Origin of the sequence: Brumicola pallidula DSM 14239 = ACAM 615 (assembly GCF_000428905.1) — a bacterium.
Taxonomy (GTDB): domain Bacteria; phylum Pseudomonadota; class Gammaproteobacteria; order Enterobacterales; family Alteromonadaceae; genus Glaciecola; species Glaciecola pallidula.
This window is the reverse complement of record NZ_KE386815.1, coordinates 441,945-458,008: the sequence shown is the minus strand read 5'-3', so window position 1 is coordinate 458,008 and position 16,064 is coordinate 441,945. Positions and strand designations below refer to the sequence as shown.

Sequence of the window (16,064 nt, the reverse complement as noted above, 5' to 3'; positions counted from 1 at the left end):
AATAGTGTCTCTATCAGAACAAAAGCTGCGGTACATGGAGTGCCGTATCATTCTCTCCTTCTAATCCGTCACTAGGAGAACTATCGTGGGCGAATTATCAGTTATTTTTGCAGGCGTTCCTTTAATTTTATTTACTTTGTTTGTTGCTCCTATCTGGCTAATTCTGCATTACCGCAGCAAAAAACAAGTAAAACAAGGATTGTCTGAAGAAGAATTTGCGACATTACAAACGCTCGCAGAAAAAGCAGAGCTAATGTCCGATCGAATTCGAACCTTAGAAAGTATTCTTGATGAAGAAACGCCGAAATGGAGAGAAAGAGCATGAAAACTGGAACCTCACTTTATCGCGACCCGAAAAATGGCAAAATAGCCGGTGTTTGTGCTGGTATCGCCGATTACTTTAAGTTAGAAATTTGGTTGGTGAGAATTTTAACAGTGACCGCATTTTTTTTACTAGCTGGTCCGTTTATGTTTGTTGCCTACATAGCAGCTTGGTTTATTTTAGATAAGAAACCAGATGGCTATTCTCAAATGGCAGGCGATAACATGCATTCGAGTTCAGTTAATTCAGGATCCGCCCACAAAGTTTGGCGTAAAACTGGTAATACAGGATCAAATGCAGAACACAAAATTGAAGTTAAATCTCGTGTTTGGCAAGCAGGTGAACCGCCCAGAGAAGCATTTTTTGATATTCAAGAACGGTTTAGAGTGGCTGAGTTGAAGTTACGTAAATTAGAAGGCTATGTCACTTCTAAAGAGTTTGAACTAAATCGAGAGATTAGTAGACTGTAAGTCTTTAAATTACACAAGATAGATTTAAAACACCTCCCTTTTTAATACCACATTTAATGTGGTATTTTTTGTTTTATTGGGCTTGAGCATCGTTTTTGTAAAGTAAAGATTACAAAACGATATTTTTGGCTTGTTATGGGAAAAGCTGAGATCATCATTATCGGCTAAAAGTTAGTTACCATCATGTGGTCGAAATTAACTGAATGATTAAATGTTATGTTAAGTGCACCGCTGAAGAAAACGCAGTACGTTTCTCGCCAATCGGACGAAAATGGCATAATTCACTGGTCAAATGATGAGAATGAAATTTGGCAGCAGTTATATAAACGCCAAGTTGCTTTATTGCCTGGACGTGCCTGCGAACAGTATATGCAAGGTCTTGACCTGTTAAAATTATCGCAAGATCGTATTCCCCAGTTAAAAGATATTGATGAAGTCTTAATGCGTGAGACAGGCTGGAAGACTGCTGAAGTGCCCGCTCTAATTAATTTTACAGACTTTTTTACGTTATTGGCCAATAAACAGTTTCCGGTAGCGACGTTTATAAGAAATAAAGAAGATTTTGATTATTTGCAAGAACCGGATGTTTTTCATGAAATATTTGGCCATTGCCCTTTGCTAACTAACCCTGCTTTTGCTAATTTTACTCATACATATGGTAAATTAGGCTTAGCCGCTAACAAAGAAGATAGAGGGTATTTAGCCCGGTTATATTGGTTTACAGTGGAATTTGGTTTGCTAAAAACCGCAGATGGGCTGCGCATTTATGGTGGCGGTATATTGTCTTCACCGGGCGAAACTCATTATGCTTTGGAGAGTGAAATACCCTTTAGATATGATTTAAAACCGATTGATGTTTTAAGAACGCCATATCGTATCGATATTATGCAGCCGCTTTATTTCCTGCTTGAAGATTTTGATAATTTAATTGATATGGCCGAAATGGATATTATGGCGCTGGTAGAAGAAGCTAAAAAACTGGCTTTATTCGCGCCTAAATTTACACCAAAAAATTAACTCGCCGGTTAATTTAGAATAAAGAAAGCGCTGAGTCTGTCTATTTTAATATGTAATAGAATCTGTCAGCGCTCACACTAGATATTGATCTAGGCCCACAGATAAACGTATATTCTAGCAACGAAGTGAATTTAATCACCCTCGGGTGAATTTTCGGATATAGACTACACTCATGCGATTGGAAATAAACTGTCAAGATAGACTTGGAATTACGCAAGACGTCCTAGATATTCTAACCGAATATGACATCGACTTGCGCGGTATAGAAATTGATGAGACAGGTAAGATTTTCCTCGATTTCCCCACCATTGAATTTGAAAATTTTCAACATCTAATGCCTAAAATTCGAAGGATTAAAGGCATTACCGATGTTAAAACGACGCCATTCATGCCGATCCAGCGCGAAAGAAACCAATTACGAGCGCTGCTGCAAACATTGCCTGACCCTTGTTTTTCGACTGATACTTCCGGTAAAATCATTTTATTTAATGATGCGGTTGCCAGAGGACTTGAACTCAAGCGTGAGCAAATACTGCAATTGAACATCGACGAAGTTCTACTTGGGTTCAACATTACAAAATGGCTAGAAGGCAAAGAAATATATGCCCAAACTCATCGGGTTAAGTTTATAGAGCAAGATTACATTGCTGATATTTTGCCTGTCGATGTGCCAGACAACGACAAAACGGTGCTTGCGGGAGCCGTTGTGATACTGAAGTCGGAATCCCGATTAGGCAAACAACTCAACGTCTTCAATAAAACAACGTCAAACTGTTTTGACACTTTTCAAGCGGTAAGTCCGGTAATGAAAAAGGTGATACGTGATGCAAAGCGCATGGCTGAACTGGATGGACACATGCTCATTTATGGTGAGTCCGGTACGGGCAAGCAAAGCATAGCAAGGGCTTGTCATGATAGCAGCCCCCGTGCTGAAGGCGAATTTCATATATTGAATTGTGCGTCTTTACCTGATGATGTGGCAGAAACTGAATTATTTGGCATTGAACAGGGCGAGTTTTCTGGTGCAGAGACTAAAACAGGGCTAATTGAATTAACTTCTGGCGGCACTTTGGTGCTGGATGAAATTTCCGAAATGTCGCAGCAATTGCAATCTAAGCTACTGCGGGTTATTGAAGACGGACATTACCGCAAGGCGGGTCAGAAGCAACCTGTAAAAGTTGATCTTCGAATCATCTGCACGACTTGCAAAGATTTGTCTGAAGCAGCCGAAATTGGTACGTTTAGAGAAGAGTTATATTATCGATTAAACGTGCTTGCACTGGTACTTCCCCCGCTTCGCGAGAGAAAAACTGATGTTATTCCACTGTCAGAAAGCATTGTTAGACAACACAGTAACAAGCTCGGTATTCGTTCTCCTAAACTGAGCAAATCCTGCGTTGACTATCTGCAAGCTTATCCTTGGCCAGGTAACGTAAGACAATTGAAAAATGCCCTCTACAGAGCGATAGCTTTAATGGATGGCAATGAAATTACAAAAGAAGCTATTCAACTGCCGAGCTGCAGTACCACGGTAAATTATATTGATGAGAATTTTGAAGGCACATTGGAGCAAGAAGTTAAAAAGTTTGAGAAGGATTTACTCAAGCGGCTTTACCCGTCTTATCCGAGTACTCGCCAATTAGCTCGTAAGCTTGGATTAAGCCATACAGCAATCGCCAACAAGCTCCGTGAATATGGTATCAGTAAGGCAACTGTAAAGTATTAGTTACAATGTATTCCTTTAGCCCCACGTTTTGGGGTTTTTTTTTGGCTTTTTTTCAAGCGGCGAGTACACAAGTTCGGGGTGTTTCATTCTCTTTTCAGCGTTATAATAAGTATAAATCAATAGCAACTCGAAAATGGTGTTGAATAACCGAGTAAAGCAAGCTTTACTTTCTTTTAAAGCTGTTCAGCGAACGATGACATAAATTAAAGGTTGAATGAATGAAATTAGCGACTTATAAAAACAATACACGAGATGGCAAGTTGATGCTCGTGAGCCGCGACTTAACAAAAGCAATTGAAGTTGCTGATATTGCAGTAACTATGCAGCAAGCATTGGACAATTGGCATGGCATTCAACCTGCACTCCAAGCGCGTTATGAAGTCTTAAATGCAGATGGTTTGGGTGCTGAAAATTTTGATCAATCGCTTTGTGAAAGTCCATTGCCTCGTGCGTTTCAGTGGGCCGATGGCAGTGCATATGTTAATCATGTGGAGCTTGTTAGAAAAGCACGTGGTGCAGAAATTCCAGCCTCATTTTGGACTGATCCATTAATGTACCAAGGCGGTTCAGATGATTTCATTGGTCCTCGAGACGACGTGTTATTGCCCTCAGACGAGTGGGGAATAGATTTCGAAGGCGAAGTGGCGGTTATTACTGATGACGTTCCAATGGGAGTATCAGCAGAAAATGCAGGGCAGCACATAAAATTGCTGATGTTAGTTAATGATGTTTCGTTACGTGGTTTAATCCCTGGTGAGCTAGGCAAAGGGTTTGGATTCTTTCAGTCAAAACCAGCGTCCGTGTTTTCCCCTGTTGCAGTTACTCCTGATGAGCTTGATAAAGCATGGTCTGGCAACAAAGTACATCTGCCGTTAGTGTCGCATTACAATCGTGCGTTGTTCGGAAAACCACAAGCTGGTGAGGATATGACCTTTGATTTTGCCCAACTAGTCGCTCATGCTGCAAAGTCTCGTAACTTGGGTGCGGGTGCAATTATTGGCTCAGGAACAGTCTCAAATAAACAAGATACTGAGCACGGATCTTCGATAGCGCAAGGTGGTGTTGGGTATTCCTGTATTGCCGAAGTTAGAATGATAGAAACCATTCGCGATGGCAAACCGTCGACGCCGTTTATGTCATTTGAAGACTCTATTCGAATCGAGATGTTTGATAGCGCAGGACTGAGTATTTTTGGCGCAATTGACCAAGTCATTAAGAAATCTGCTGCACACTAGCGGCCGAGAAGGAGTAATAATGAGTCTTAAATTATATGGTTATTGGCGTTCATCTGCATCTTATCGCTTAAGGATAGCGATGTATTTAAAACAGCTTGATTTTGACTACGTGCCTGTGCATTTGGTGAAGGATGGAGGCCAACACCGGAGTCATGCATACAGCAGCATAAACCCCTCAATGTTAGTACCTACTTTTGTTGATGATGACGAAGATATTGTGCTTAACCAATCGTTAGCAATTATAGAATATTTAGATGATAAATACCCTAATACGCCAGCGCTGCTGCCTACTCATGCGCTAGATAAAGCCAGGGTAAGGGCTCTTTCACAAGATATTGCTTGTGACCTTCAACCCGTTACAAATTTGCGGATTTTACAAAGCCTTAAGTCTGACTTTGAAGCCAGCAGCGAACAAACTGAAACTTGGTGCGTGAAATGGATTGAACAGGGATTTAGCGCATTAGAAAAGAGACTCGTGACGCGTTCAGGTAAGTATTGTTTCGGTTACGATATAACACTAGCTGATGTCTGCCTTATTCCGCAAGTATATAATGCGCTGCGATTTAGGGTCAATATGCAGCGCTTTCCATTGATTCAAAAAATTTATGACAATTGCAATGAATTAGAGGCTTTTCAAAAAGCCAAGCCTGAAGCACAGTCAGACGCAGCCTGAGGCGGCAATGACAGAGTTTATATATTTTTAATAGGAAGCTCTGTCGTATTTTTAACTTGTTTTAGTGCAAATGTAGAACTCAAATGATCAACTAAAGGAAGGTGCGTGAGTTTATTTTTGAGCAGTTGCTCATATTCTTCAATACTTTCCACAATAACCTTTAACAGATAGTCTTTTTCACCACTAGTGGTGTGACATTCAACTATTTCGACAATTTCTTGGACGGCTTTTTCAAAATCGACAAGTGAATCACCATCATGGTTTTTTAGCGTAACATAAATGAAAACTGAGACACCAAGATTAAGTTTCTTGTTGTCTAGCAGCGTTACTTTTTGACGAATAACCCCGTCAGCTTCCATGCGTTTAACTCGGCGCCAGCAAGGAGTATGGGATAAACCAACATATTGGCTTAGTTCTGCCATTGATACCGTTGCGTCTCTTTGCATTACTCTTAGAATTTCTCGATCAAACTTATCTAACTTCATTTTTATTCCGTGGTGAGAGGTGTATCACTTATGTCTCGACCATTATAGGATAGATATCCTATAAATAGAAAATAATAAATACATTTAGTGAACAACTATTTTCTATATAAGTGTAAATCGCAAGATACGTCCTCTAAATCTTCGGCTACAATCTGCAGTGAGTTATAGCATCAAGAAATGCACTATTTAGAAAAGCACTATTTAGAAATGCACTATTTAGAAATGCACTATCAAAAAATGCATTGTCAAAAAATGCATTATCAAAAAATGCACTATCAAAAAATGCATTATCAAAAAATGCACTATCAAAAAATGCATTATCAAAAAATGCATTATCAAAAAATGCATTATCAAAAGATGCATTATCAAAAACATGAAGATTAACAAAATAATAGTAACAATGACAAAAAATAACAATTTCAACAATTAAGGTACATATGTCAGTTTTCGACCACCGAGAGTTTGCAGAGCATGAACAAGTTTCGTTTTACCATGATAAAGCAACAGGATTAAAAGCAATTATTGCTGTGCACAATACAAATCTAGGCCCCGGGTTAGGTGGTTGTAGAATGTGGAATTATGCTAATTCTGAAGAAGCGTTGACCGATGTACTGAGACTATCCAGAGGGATGACTTACAAGGCAGCAATGGCCGGGTTAGCGCAAGGTGGCGGCAAAGCAGTTATTTTTGGCGATCCTCGTAAAGATAAAACGCCTGACATGATGCGTGAAATGGGTCACTTCGTTGATACCTTAAAAGGTAACTACATTACAGCCGAGGATTCGGGCATTGCGGTGTCTGACATCTTATTAATGTCTGAAAATACAAAACATGTCAGTGGTACCTTTTCCAAGTACAGTTTTGACGGCAGTATTGCGGATGGTAATCCTGCCCCAGCAACCGCTTATGGTGTTTTTGCTGGTATAAAGGCGGCAGTCAAACACGTCTACCAATCCGACTTACAAGGTAAGAAAGTCGCGATTAAAGGCGTGGGACATGTTGGCATTAGGTTAGCTGAGCACCTCTACAATGCGGGCGCCAAGCTTTATGTGGCTGACATATTTCCTAGCGGTGTTAACCAAGCGGTCGCTGAATTTGGCGCTATCGAAGTTAGCGTCGATCAAATCGATTTGCTTGATGTTGATGTATTTGCCCCATGTGCCTTAGGTAACGCGATTAACCATCAGAATATTGATCATCTCAAAGCCCGAATTGTAGCTGGTGCAGCAAACAACCAGCTAGCGTCAGACGAAATGGGGGTTAAATTAACCAACAACGGTATTTTGTATGCACCGGATTACGTCATTAACGCAGGCGGTATTATTGACATTTATCATCAGCGCTCAGACAGCAATGTAGATAAATTACGTCAGCATTTAAACCAGATTGGTGAAACTTTGCGAACGATTTTTGTGGAAGCAGAGGAGAGCGGGTTAGCTACGGCTAAAGTGGCTGACTCGATAGCTGAATTAAAATTTAAATAAATTGGTTTGTAGCGGTTGCAAGTAATCGCAGAAATCGGCATACTCCACGCCGTCTTGAACTCAAGACGATTTCTATGGTGAGCTCTGGTTCTCTCGCAATGATATTTTGGAAACTCGGTCAGGCCCGGAAGGGAGCAGCCGTACCGAAGGACTTATGTGCCGAGATGTGGCTGGGGCTTGCCACCCAATCTCCTTTTTTGAACATTTCTATTCGGTATCGTCACTTTTTGGATGCGTTTCTAAATACTTAACCACGTTGCTTATGGCATGCGATACGTTCATTTCCATTTGTCTGCGCTCTGACATCGGTAAATAAAATGCCATGTCCACTTCAAATCGAATATATCGGGGCGGTAATTGATTCAATACCAAACAGGTAAGGTCGGCTAAAAAGTCAGCTGTCTTGCTTTGACTAAAGCCAAGAGTTTGAATTTTGTCTAACACCAAATGTTCATAATAGTTGTGAATGTCTTCATCTAATCTCATATCTTACACCATTGTTGGTTTATCGTTACTGTTTATAGTTTAAGACATATCGGCTAAAAATACGAAACCAGAATGCTATATAGCTATTTATTATTTTAAATCCAAATCTATATAAAGTATTTCCGTATTTTGTTAAAAACTCGAATTCGGTAATAATTGCAGTCGCAAAGACAACGATGAGGCAAATTGTTTAATTGATGCAGGAACCTCTATCTAATATGAAGGTCGTAATATCTGTACTGATTAGTAATATAAATGCTATGGCAGCTTCATGCGGGTTTGTGCGTCGCTTTAATTATTTAATAAGCCACGAAAAAAGTGTCCAAGTCCTCTTAGTACTAATGATGCAAACGCGAGGGCTTTGCACAAAGAATATGATGAATAAGCTCATTAATATCAACTGTTGCTGAATATTTTAGCGCTAGTAAAGCATCGGAAGGAACTCGCATTGTAAAATTAGTATTTTGTATTTACACACTATTTTTAATTGATGGTATTTTTGGAATCGCAGATTGTTGTAAAAATCAAGTAAAAAAGTGCTAATTGCTTAATTTAATTCTATGCATTTATTACCACTATTTTTTTATTAATTTTTTATTAATTTTTTATTAATTTTTTCATTAATAAGGGGCATAAATTGCGTAATAATTTAAAAGTTAGCCTATCCGTTTTCTTGACATTCACATAACATCCTGTGACTATCTAAGGCGAGTGCATCGTTCTAATGAATGCACGACTATGATTATTATAATTACGACGTCCTTTATTTATAAGGGCGTGAACATCAAAACTATGGTTGGGAATATGTCCAAAATGAGCAAGAGAACTCAAATAGCATCATGCATTCTGGGTGCGTTAGCACTGGGGAATGCTTCGATTGTCTCTGCAGATCAGCTTCGGGATTTACAAAATGAAGAAGCTAAGATCCATAAAGCAGCAGCGCAATCTCAAGAAAAAATTAATAACCTTTTCGAACAATCACAGGAATTATTGGCGGAATATAGAAACGTCATTGATTCGACGGAAAGCTTAAAGGTTTATAATGACTACTTGGCCAATTTAGTGGCAGACCAACAACGTGGCATTGATTCACTGCAACGTCAGATTGATTCAATTGATGAGACTAAGCAAAACATCGTTCCATTGATGTTTAAGATGATAAACAGTCTTGAAGAGTTTATTAAACTCGATATTCCAATCAATATCGAAGAGAGAACAGCTCGCGTCCAAAGACTTCGTGACGTTATGTCTAACTCAAGCGTGACAGTTGCGGAACGTTTTCGCCTTGTGCTTGAAGCATATCAGACGGAAAATGAATATGGTTCAAAAATTGAGACTTACGCCGGTACTATCGAAGATAGTGGTCAGGAAATATCTGTTGATTTCTTTATGTTAGGTCGAACTGCTTTACTAGCGCTGTCAAAAGATCAAAAGCATGCTTGGGCATGGGACAACGATGCACGCAGTTATCAAAAATTAGGCGATAAGTATCTTAACTCTATTATTCAAGCAGTGCGCATGGCGCAAGGCTTAGTGCCTGAAGATCTCATCAAATTACCAATTAAAGCTGCGGATAAATTATAATGAAAACAACAATTAAAACACTTGTTGCTGCAGCGACAATGGTTTGTGTAGCGTCATTTGCACAAGCACAGTCGTCAACAACATTGCAAGACCTACTGCAAAAAGTAAAACAGGAAGGCACAGTTCAATCCCGTGTTAATGAGCAACGTGAAGCAGAGTTCCGCGAAGACCGCGCTGACAAGCAAGGCCTTTTGCGTAAAGCTCAAGCTGAAATGCGTGCGGAAGAGACGCGCGGTGATCGCTTGGCCAACTCATTTTCTGCTAATGAACAAACATTAATTGATAAAGAAGTTGAATTAGACATAGCAACGGGTGACCTTGGCGAAATGTTTGGTGTTGTGCGTCAAGCTTCTGCTGATGCGTATGGTAGAATTTCTACTTCAATCGTTAGTGCTCAGTATCCTGGTCGCGACGTATTTTTAGCTGATATGGCACAAGATTCAAAAGGTCTGCCAAACATTGGCGAATTAAGAGAGCTGTGGTTTTCCCTGCAAACAGAAATGACAGCGTCTGGTCAAGTTGAAAAATTTGAAACAGAAGTTCTTAATCTGGATGGCGGTAAAGGAATGCAAACAGTCTTGCGTATTGGCACATTTAACTTAATCGGAACTCAAGGTTATTTGGTTTACGATGACTCTAATGGCACTGTGCAACCATTAGGTCGCCAACCAGACGGTTATCAAGTTGCAACAACTCAAGATATTTTTAATGCGACAGCATCGGATGGTTTCATTCCGGTCTTTGTTGATCCGTCCAGAGGCGCGATCCTGAATCTGTTTAAGCAAAAAGCAACCATGATCGAAAGATATCATGCTGGTGGACCGGTAGGTTATACAATTACGGTCATGCTAGTGATAGGTTTGTTAATTGGTTTATACAAGTTCCTAACGCTTTCTACTATTGGCGCAAAAATGAGCAAGCAGCTTAAGAACATTGATACGCCGAATACTAAAAACCCATTGGGTCGTATCTTAACTGTGTATCAAGCAAACAAAGCAGCTGATGTTGAAAGCTTAGAACTGAAATTAGATGAAGCTATTTTGCGTGAATTACCGAGCATAGATAGAGGTATCAACATCATCAAGATATTTGCGGCAATTGCCCCTTTACTCGGTCTATTAGGTACGGTACTTGGTATGATTGAGACATTCCAACAAATCACTTTGTTTGGTACAGGCGACCCAAGGATCATGGCTGGTTCAATTTCTATGGCACTTGTAACAACAGCTCAAGGTATTATTGCAGCGTTACCACTTATTTTGGTGCATAGTTTTGTTGCTGCAAAGGCGAAGTCAATTGTTCATGTATTAGATGAGCAAACAGCTGGCTTCATTGCAACTAGCGCAGAGTCGGAGAAAGCTTAATATGTTGTACCTGATTGGATTATGGGAATCTGTCAGGGACTTTATCGCTACCGGCGGTGACGTGTTGTATTTCGTCGCTGCTGCACTCGTCCTAATGTGGATTTTAATGGTCGAGCGTTATTGGTATTTTAGTTCAGTATTTCCAGGGGTTAAGAAGCAAATTATAGCCGACTGGGATGCGAGAAAAGATACTACTTCATGGTATGCGCATAGAATTCGTGACACGTGGATTTCACAAGCGTCAGACGCTTTGAATGCAAGGTTGATTATTATTCGTACATTGGTGGCCATGTGTCCATTGATTGGATTATTAGGCACTGTAACCGGCATGATCGGTGTATTCGAGAGTATGGCAACGCAAGGCACTGGTAACCCAAGAATAATGGCTGCTGGTATTTCGATGGCAACAATTCCGACGATGGCTGGAATGGTTGCAGCTCTTTCTGGACTGTTTTTCAGTTCACGCCTTGAAGCGAAAGCTAAAATGGCAAGAGAGAAATTAGTCGATAGCCTGCCACATCATTAAGAGAGATTATAATGGGTCGTAAAGTAAGAGTTGAGGAAGAAGACGCTCAGATCGACATGACGCCGATGCTGGACGTTGTCTTCATAATGCTAATATTCTTCATTGTAACGACTGTTTTTATTAAGCAAGCGGGCATAGATGTTAATAAACCTGATGGCGAAACTGCAGTGTTAATGAAGAAGGCAAATATATTTATTGCGATTACCGCAGATGGCAATGTGTGGATGGATAGACGAGAGATTTCAGTAGAAGCTGTCTCGGCTAACCTTGAGAAACTATTGTCAGAGCAACCTTCAGAAGTTGTCTTTATTCAGGCCGACACCAAAGCCAAACATGGCGTTGTGGTAAAAGTTATGGATCAAGTGAAGGAAGCCGGTATTGACCGCGTTGCAATTGCGGTAAGGGGTTAACATGGTTAGAATTATAGTTTCCATTTTACTTGGTGCATCAATTGCGTTTGGTTTGTTTGTTGTTATGGCAAAATTGATCGAAAACGACGGAAAAGCGATGGGTGCGCTGCCCCCTCCACCGGTTATTGACATTGTCATGCAAAAGCCTGACGATGAGCTACAGACTCGTGTGAGAAAGCCGCCACCGCCACCACCGCCACCGCAAGAGCCGCCAAAGATTGAGTTGGTTGAACCTGACCAAGCTGATCCAAATGCATCTGGCTTTAGTTTGTCAATACCCTCTGTCGATACAGGTGGTATAACAACGTCAGTAGGTGGTATAGGTGCAATGCGTGATGGCGATGCATCGCCAATTGTGCGTATACCACCAGACTATCCGCCACAAGCAGCTCGCGATGGCAAGGAAGGTTGGGTACGTTTGTCATTCACTATTAATGAACTGGGTGGCGTGGAAGATGTTGACGTAATTGATGCCGATCCAAAACGAATCTTTGACCGCAATGCCAAGCGTGCACTTCGCAAGTGGAAGTACCGTCCGAAGATCGTGGATGGTGTTGCTCAAAAACAATTCGGGCTCGAAGTTCAATTAGACTTTAAGCTAGGAGAATAAGCCATGAAATTTAAATCTCTCAAAGCTTCATTGTTGATCGGTTCGGCGCTTGTGATGGGGTCGTATTCGACCCTATCAATGGCACAAGCCAACTTAGCAATTCAGTGTCCTGGTTATAAGCCAGCAAAAACACAATTGTTAGGTCAGAAAGTAGGTAAGAAGCTAAACAAAGCCTTCGAAGCTTATAACCAAGATTTGGTCAAGGAAGCGATTGATTTGCTATACGAAATTGAAGCTGATGACCCATTTGACAGAGCATCTGTTGATAGGTTTTTAGGCCAATTACTGGTTTCAGAACCAGGCAAACGGTTAGAAGCAGCTGATTATTTAGAACGTGCGGTAATAACCAAAATACTAAACGATAACGACCACGCTCCTATTATCAAGTTAGTTGGCGATTTAAAGTACGAAGCCGGCAAATATGAAGAAGCGATAATGTGGTTCGAAAAGTGGATGGCGTTTACTTGCAGGGATGACGGGATGACGTTTCTTAAAATTGCCAATGCTTATAAAGAGATGAAGCAATTAGATAAAGTTATCGCGCCGGCAGACAAGGCAATTCAGTTCTTGGATCCGGCAAAAGAAACCCCATATGCGATAAAAATGAGTGTTTACTATGATCAGAAGAAATATCAGGAAGCCATCGATGTTATCGAAACGGCGCTCCAAGTTTTTCCTGACTCGGAAGCATGGTACAAGAACGCAGGTTTGTTTTATCAGATTACTGAGAACTACAAAATGGCGCTTACTATGTTTGAACTCGCTTATATGCAGGGTCACTTAACAACCGCGACTCAGCATAAACAGCTGGCTCAATTGTATAGCGTAAATGGTATACCATACCGTGCTACTGTATTGATGGAAAAGCACATGAAATCAGGTTTAATACCCAAAGATAAAGTTACTTTATCTGCGGTAGCGAATTCTGCTTTTCAATCTCGCGATTTCAAGAAAGCGGCATCGTATTTTGGTCAAGCTGCAAAGTTTTCATCAGATCCAGAACTTTATCGTAGACAAGGTTCAATGCTGTTAAGCGCGGGTGATTACAAAGGCGCAGTTGAAGCGTTGCAGATGTCACTGATCGATAATGAAGAAAGCAAAGGTAAAGTGCATTTTGCTCTTATCGAAGCTTATTTCTATTTAGGTGATTACAAAGCAGCTCTGGCCGCTGCACAAGAAGCTAAGAAAGATACAAGCCTTCGCAAAAACGCGTTAGCTTGGGAACCTTACATAAAGACTAAAGCCTCAAATAGAGGCATTCAAATCTAACTTGGTTCACAACATAAAAAGCTCCTTAACGGAGCTTTTTTTTGTCTAAAATTAAGTCATTGGTAGGATTCATTAAGGGCTACTTTATATTTTAAGCAATATTATTGTTAAGAAATTACGGCGGATGGTTAACCGCTTCTATGGTATTTGTTAGTTTGAGTTTGAGTTTCGAGAGTATTTGTTGTTTATTTTGTTTGGACAAATTCTTTTGGTGTGCTTGTATAAATAACGTATACAATTCTGTTGAAGCATATATATTTAGCTTATCTAACTGATAGTAAATACTTGCAGCAGCGTTAACGAAAGTTCGTTTGTTATTAATAAACTGGGTGCTGCGTAAATAGTGGGTAGTAGCAGGTGTAGCATGCTTATCTAATAAAATGTTTGGCTCTAAGCGATGCTGAATAACGATTTGAGTCAGTAAAACCGAGTTAATGTCTTTACTGTTTTTTAATAGGTGTTTTAAAAAGTAGTCGATATCGTTTATTGCCACATTACGGTAAGAATCAAAAGTATCGCTTGCTTGTTCGGTTAACGACATGAACATGATGCCACTATGTTCGCCGCTGGATGTATCTCTTCGAGCGCCAATTTTTAATAGTGTAAAAGCTTGTGATTGCCAAAAGTAGCTTAGTTCACTGGTTAAACCAAACGACGTGGATAAGAAGTCAACCGCACTTTGCTGTGCCAATATTCTAATTTCTTGTAGTAACATTTTACCAAGTCCCAGTCGCCGGAGGTCTGGCTTGACTGCAATGCGACTGATGCGCCAACTGTTGGCTGTCATAAACCATCCATCACAGAATGTCATCGCTAGGTTTTGAGCAACTAAATGCCCGTTAACCCGTCGTTGTGAGCATATGATCTTGGCTAACAGTGAGTCGTTTTCACAAAATGCAATATTGCCTTCCTGTGCAATAATAGCAACTGCAGAAATTGCAAGGCAAGGAGCATTGATGTCAGCACTGTTTGTCAGCACCACAATATGTTGCTCTGATGCGTCAAGAATTCGCATTAAGTCATCAGGAGTGGTTTGGTAGTGACTCTGTATTAGCAAATTAAATACTTGTCCCAATATTTGCTCATTTTTAATTAGCCAGAGTTTATTTAATTGATGAAAGTACGAGTGTGTGGCTTCTATCTGAGTGTTGTGCAACAGGGAGTCGGTGGGCGATGTCATGTAGTTATTCTGGGCTGTTGTGTCTTTAACAAAGGGGGCAAATATAAGACTAAATACAGTTTCTAAACTATCCTCGTTGTACCACCGCAATGGCTTATGTAATTCAACACAAGTCAGTGCGTCACTCAGTATCTTAAGTTTAGGTAAAACACGTATTCTGAAACCCAGTCCACTTCCTTCATATCCAGCAAGCGTAGTTGCCATAACAACATGAGCAAAGTTTTGACAGGCATACAATACAATTGATGGGGCGATTGCTGCAGCTTCGTCTACGATTAATAGAGCGGCTTTTGGTAAGTGGCCTAATTGGTCTGGTGCAATAAACGTCAGTTCAAGTTTGCTGAGTTGTTGGCCGCTGCGGCGGATCGTATTAATTGTGTCAAGATTCGAATTCGCTATGGCCTGCTTATATTCTATTTGTGCTCGTTGCGCGTTATTAATATGCGGTGCGGTGATATAAATACGAGTATCCTCGCCTTGAATAGCGAATGCAGCTGCTATTTGTCCTAACAATGTGGATTTCCCTCTACCGCGTTTAGCGGTTATAAGCGCAATTGATTTGTCGTGTTTAGCATTACTTAACACCGATTTGAATGCCATTTGCTGTTGCGACGTTAAGGCCCCTAGTAAATGTTCATGCTGCGTATTTTGCCTCGTATAAGCGAAGGGTAGATGCGCAGTGTTTGGGGTTATGTAGGCAATATTCAAATCTTTTAACAAGATTTCTTTCATTCTTGAAATGAACAGGCTCGTTGCATGCTGGGTATTGTAGCTAAAAGCGATACCTGAATGCGCAGCCTCATAATGTTGCCATTCCTTTAAGTCTGGACACATGATCACGAGTAAACCAGATTTACCAATAGTACCTTCTACCGCATAAAGAGCGCTGGGCTTAAGACCATCGAAAGCATTGTAAATGACGAGCGCATACTCAGTTCCTAATTGCTGTTTATATTGAGATATTTGGCACGACGTTACAAAATTTAATTGGGCGTTGTTATCAAAACTCAAGACAGCATTACTTAGTAACAAGGAAGGGGCTTTTGTTTGTGCAAGCAGACATGCGGTTTGCCGTTGACACCAATCAAGGTCGCCAGAAATTAGCAATAATTGTCTATGACTTGGTTGCTGTTGTCTTTTTGCTAACCAATCAATCATTAATTTGCCTATCAATCTGTGTGCTCTCTTTTATAATGGGTATTGCGAACCTATTTATTCTACAT

General features: G+C 40.4%; 16 protein-coding genes and 1 other RNA gene. 14 read left to right on the top strand and 3 right to left on the bottom strand.

Annotation, left to right across the window (positions count from 1 at the left end; all coding sequences use genetic code 11):
* Positions 1 to 85 precede the first annotated feature (85 nt).
* The 6 genes from pspB (at position 86) to maiA (ending at position 5,443) form a co-directional block, all read left to right on the top strand.
* Entirely contained in the window at positions 86 to 325 is a 240-nt protein-coding gene (gene pspB / locus G399_RS0116015) for an envelope stress response membrane protein PspB (protein ID WP_006013940.1), read from the top strand.
* Positions 322 to 792: an envelope stress response membrane protein PspC gene (gene pspC, locus G399_RS0116010; protein ID WP_006013942.1), complete on the top strand. Its 471-nt coding sequence runs from the start codon at positions 322 to 324 to the stop codon at positions 790 to 792. Before pspB ends, pspC begins: the two co-directional genes overlap by 4 nt.
* A gap of 216 nt (positions 793 to 1,008) precedes the next feature.
* Positions 1,009 to 1,809, top strand: coding sequence for a phenylalanine 4-monooxygenase (phhA, locus tag G399_RS0116005; protein ID WP_006013943.1), 801 nt, complete (start codon positions 1,009 to 1,011; stop codon positions 1,807 to 1,809).
* A gap of 172 nt (positions 1,810 to 1,981) precedes the next feature.
* On the top strand, positions 1,982 to 3,535 hold the full coding sequence (gene tyrR / locus G399_RS0116000; protein WP_006013944.1) for a transcriptional regulator TyrR: 1,554 nt from the start codon (positions 1,982 to 1,984) through the stop codon (positions 3,533 to 3,535).
* Positions 3,536 to 3,753: 218 nt separating this feature from the next.
* Positions 3,754 to 4,770: a fumarylacetoacetate hydrolase family protein gene (locus G399_RS0115995; RefSeq protein WP_006013945.1), complete on the top strand. Its 1,017-nt coding sequence runs from the start codon at positions 3,754 to 3,756 to the stop codon at positions 4,768 to 4,770.
* Between the two features lie 19 nt (positions 4,771 to 4,789).
* On the top strand, positions 4,790 to 5,443 hold the full coding sequence (gene maiA, locus G399_RS0115990) for a maleylacetoacetate isomerase (RefSeq protein WP_026843807.1): 654 nt from the start codon (positions 4,790 to 4,792) through the stop codon (positions 5,441 to 5,443).
* 17 nt (positions 5,444 to 5,460) lie between these two features.
* Here the strand turns inward: maiA and G399_RS0115985 are convergent, their stop codons facing one another.
* Entirely contained in the window at positions 5,461 to 5,928 is a 468-nt protein-coding gene (locus G399_RS0115985) for an Lrp/AsnC family transcriptional regulator (RefSeq protein ID WP_006013947.1), read from the bottom strand.
* Between the two features lie 437 nt (positions 5,929 to 6,365).
* Here G399_RS0115985 and G399_RS0115975 point away from each other — a divergent pair, with 437 nt between their 5' ends.
* Positions 6,366 to 7,412 (top strand): Glu/Leu/Phe/Val family dehydrogenase, encoded by a 1,047-nt coding sequence (locus G399_RS0115975; RefSeq protein WP_006010784.1) that lies wholly within the window; start codon positions 6,366 to 6,368, stop codon positions 7,410 to 7,412.
* An 82-nt stretch (positions 7,413 to 7,494) separates the two neighbouring features.
* Positions 7,495 to 7,591: signal recognition particle sRNA small type (gene ffs / locus G399_RS21790), an RNA gene on the top strand.
* Positions 7,592 to 7,619: 28 nt separating this feature from the next.
* Here the strand turns inward: ffs and G399_RS0115970 are convergent.
* The gene (locus tag G399_RS0115970; RefSeq protein WP_006010786.1) at positions 7,620 to 7,898 is read right to left on the bottom strand and encodes a late competence development ComFB family protein; all 279 of its coding nucleotides are present in this window, start codon (positions 7,896 to 7,898) and stop codon (positions 7,620 to 7,622) included.
* Between the two features lie 813 nt (positions 7,899 to 8,711).
* On the opposite strand from G399_RS0115970, the gene G399_RS0115965 reads away from it, so the two are divergent.
* Genes G399_RS0115965 through G399_RS0115940 form a run of 6 tightly spaced genes read left to right on the top strand, consistent with a single transcriptional unit; the run spans position 8,712 to position 13,661 of the window.
* Positions 8,712 to 9,482, top strand: a complete 771-nt coding sequence (locus G399_RS0115965) for a DUF3450 domain-containing protein (protein WP_006010788.1) — start codon at positions 8,712 to 8,714, stop codon at positions 9,480 to 9,482.
* Positions 9,482 to 10,846, top strand: a complete 1,365-nt coding sequence (locus G399_RS0115960) for a MotA/TolQ/ExbB proton channel family protein (protein WP_006010789.1) — start codon at positions 9,482 to 9,484, stop codon at positions 10,844 to 10,846. Before G399_RS0115965 ends, G399_RS0115960 begins: the two co-directional genes overlap by 1 nt.
* A 1-nt stretch (position 10,847) precedes the next feature.
* Entirely contained in the window at positions 10,848 to 11,372 is a 525-nt protein-coding gene (locus G399_RS0115955) for a MotA/TolQ/ExbB proton channel family protein (RefSeq protein ID WP_006010792.1), read from the top strand.
* 11 nt (positions 11,373 to 11,383) lie between these two features.
* Positions 11,384 to 11,782, top strand: coding sequence for an ExbD/TolR family protein (locus G399_RS0115950; RefSeq protein ID WP_006010793.1), 399 nt, complete (start codon positions 11,384 to 11,386; stop codon positions 11,780 to 11,782).
* A gap of 1 nt (position 11,783) precedes the next feature.
* Positions 11,784 to 12,392, top strand: a complete 609-nt coding sequence (locus G399_RS0115945) for an energy transducer TonB (protein WP_006010794.1) — start codon at positions 11,784 to 11,786, stop codon at positions 12,390 to 12,392.
* A gap of 3 nt (positions 12,393 to 12,395) precedes the next feature.
* Positions 12,396 to 13,661 (top strand): tetratricopeptide repeat protein, encoded by a 1,266-nt coding sequence (locus G399_RS0115940; RefSeq protein WP_006010795.1) that lies wholly within the window; start codon positions 12,396 to 12,398, stop codon positions 13,659 to 13,661.
* Positions 13,662 to 13,776: 115 nt separating this feature from the next.
* On the opposite strand, the gene G399_RS0115935 is transcribed toward G399_RS0115940, so the two are convergent.
* Positions 13,777 to 15,999: a tRNA(Met) cytidine acetyltransferase TmcA domain-containing protein gene (locus G399_RS0115935; protein WP_006010796.1), complete on the bottom strand. Its 2,223-nt coding sequence runs from the start codon at positions 15,997 to 15,999 to the stop codon at positions 13,777 to 13,779.
* Between the last annotated feature and the right edge of the window lie 65 nt (positions 16,000 to 16,064).

Coding starts and splice junctions, on each gene's coding strand:
- G399_RS0115960 (WP_006010789.1), top strand. CDS start 9,482: ATGAAAACAACAATTAAAACACTTGTTGCTGCAGCGACAATGGTTTGT.
- pspC (WP_006013942.1), top strand. CDS start 322: ATGAAAACTGGAACCTCACTTTATCGCGACCCGAAAAATGGCAAAATA.
- G399_RS0115965 (WP_006010788.1), top strand. CDS start 8,712: ATGAGCAAGAGAACTCAAATAGCATCATGCATTCTGGGTGCGTTAGCA.
- maiA (WP_026843807.1), top strand. CDS start 4,790: ATGAGTCTTAAATTATATGGTTATTGGCGTTCATCTGCATCTTATCGC.
- G399_RS0115940 (WP_006010795.1), top strand. CDS start 12,396: ATGAAATTTAAATCTCTCAAAGCTTCATTGTTGATCGGTTCGGCGCTT.
- G399_RS0115945 (WP_006010794.1), top strand. CDS start 11,784: ATGGTTAGAATTATAGTTTCCATTTTACTTGGTGCATCAATTGCGTTT.
- G399_RS0115995 (WP_006013945.1), top strand. CDS start 3,754: ATGAAATTAGCGACTTATAAAAACAATACACGAGATGGCAAGTTGATG.
- G399_RS0115975 (WP_006010784.1), top strand. CDS start 6,366: ATGTCAGTTTTCGACCACCGAGAGTTTGCAGAGCATGAACAAGTTTCG.
- G399_RS0115935 (WP_006010796.1), bottom strand. CDS start 15,999: ATGATTGATTGGTTAGCAAAAAGACAACAGCAACCAAGTCATAGACAA.
- phhA (WP_006013943.1), top strand. CDS start 1,009: ATGTTAAGTGCACCGCTGAAGAAAACGCAGTACGTTTCTCGCCAATCG.
- G399_RS0115955 (WP_006010792.1), top strand. CDS start 10,848: ATGTTGTACCTGATTGGATTATGGGAATCTGTCAGGGACTTTATCGCT.
- G399_RS0115970 (WP_006010786.1), bottom strand. CDS start 7,898: ATGAGATTAGATGAAGACATTCACAACTATTATGAACATTTGGTGTTA.
- G399_RS0115950 (WP_006010793.1), top strand. CDS start 11,384: ATGGGTCGTAAAGTAAGAGTTGAGGAAGAAGACGCTCAGATCGACATG.
- G399_RS0115985 (WP_006013947.1), bottom strand. CDS start 5,928: ATGAAGTTAGATAAGTTTGATCGAGAAATTCTAAGAGTAATGCAAAGA.
- tyrR (WP_006013944.1), top strand. CDS start 1,982: ATGCGATTGGAAATAAACTGTCAAGATAGACTTGGAATTACGCAAGAC.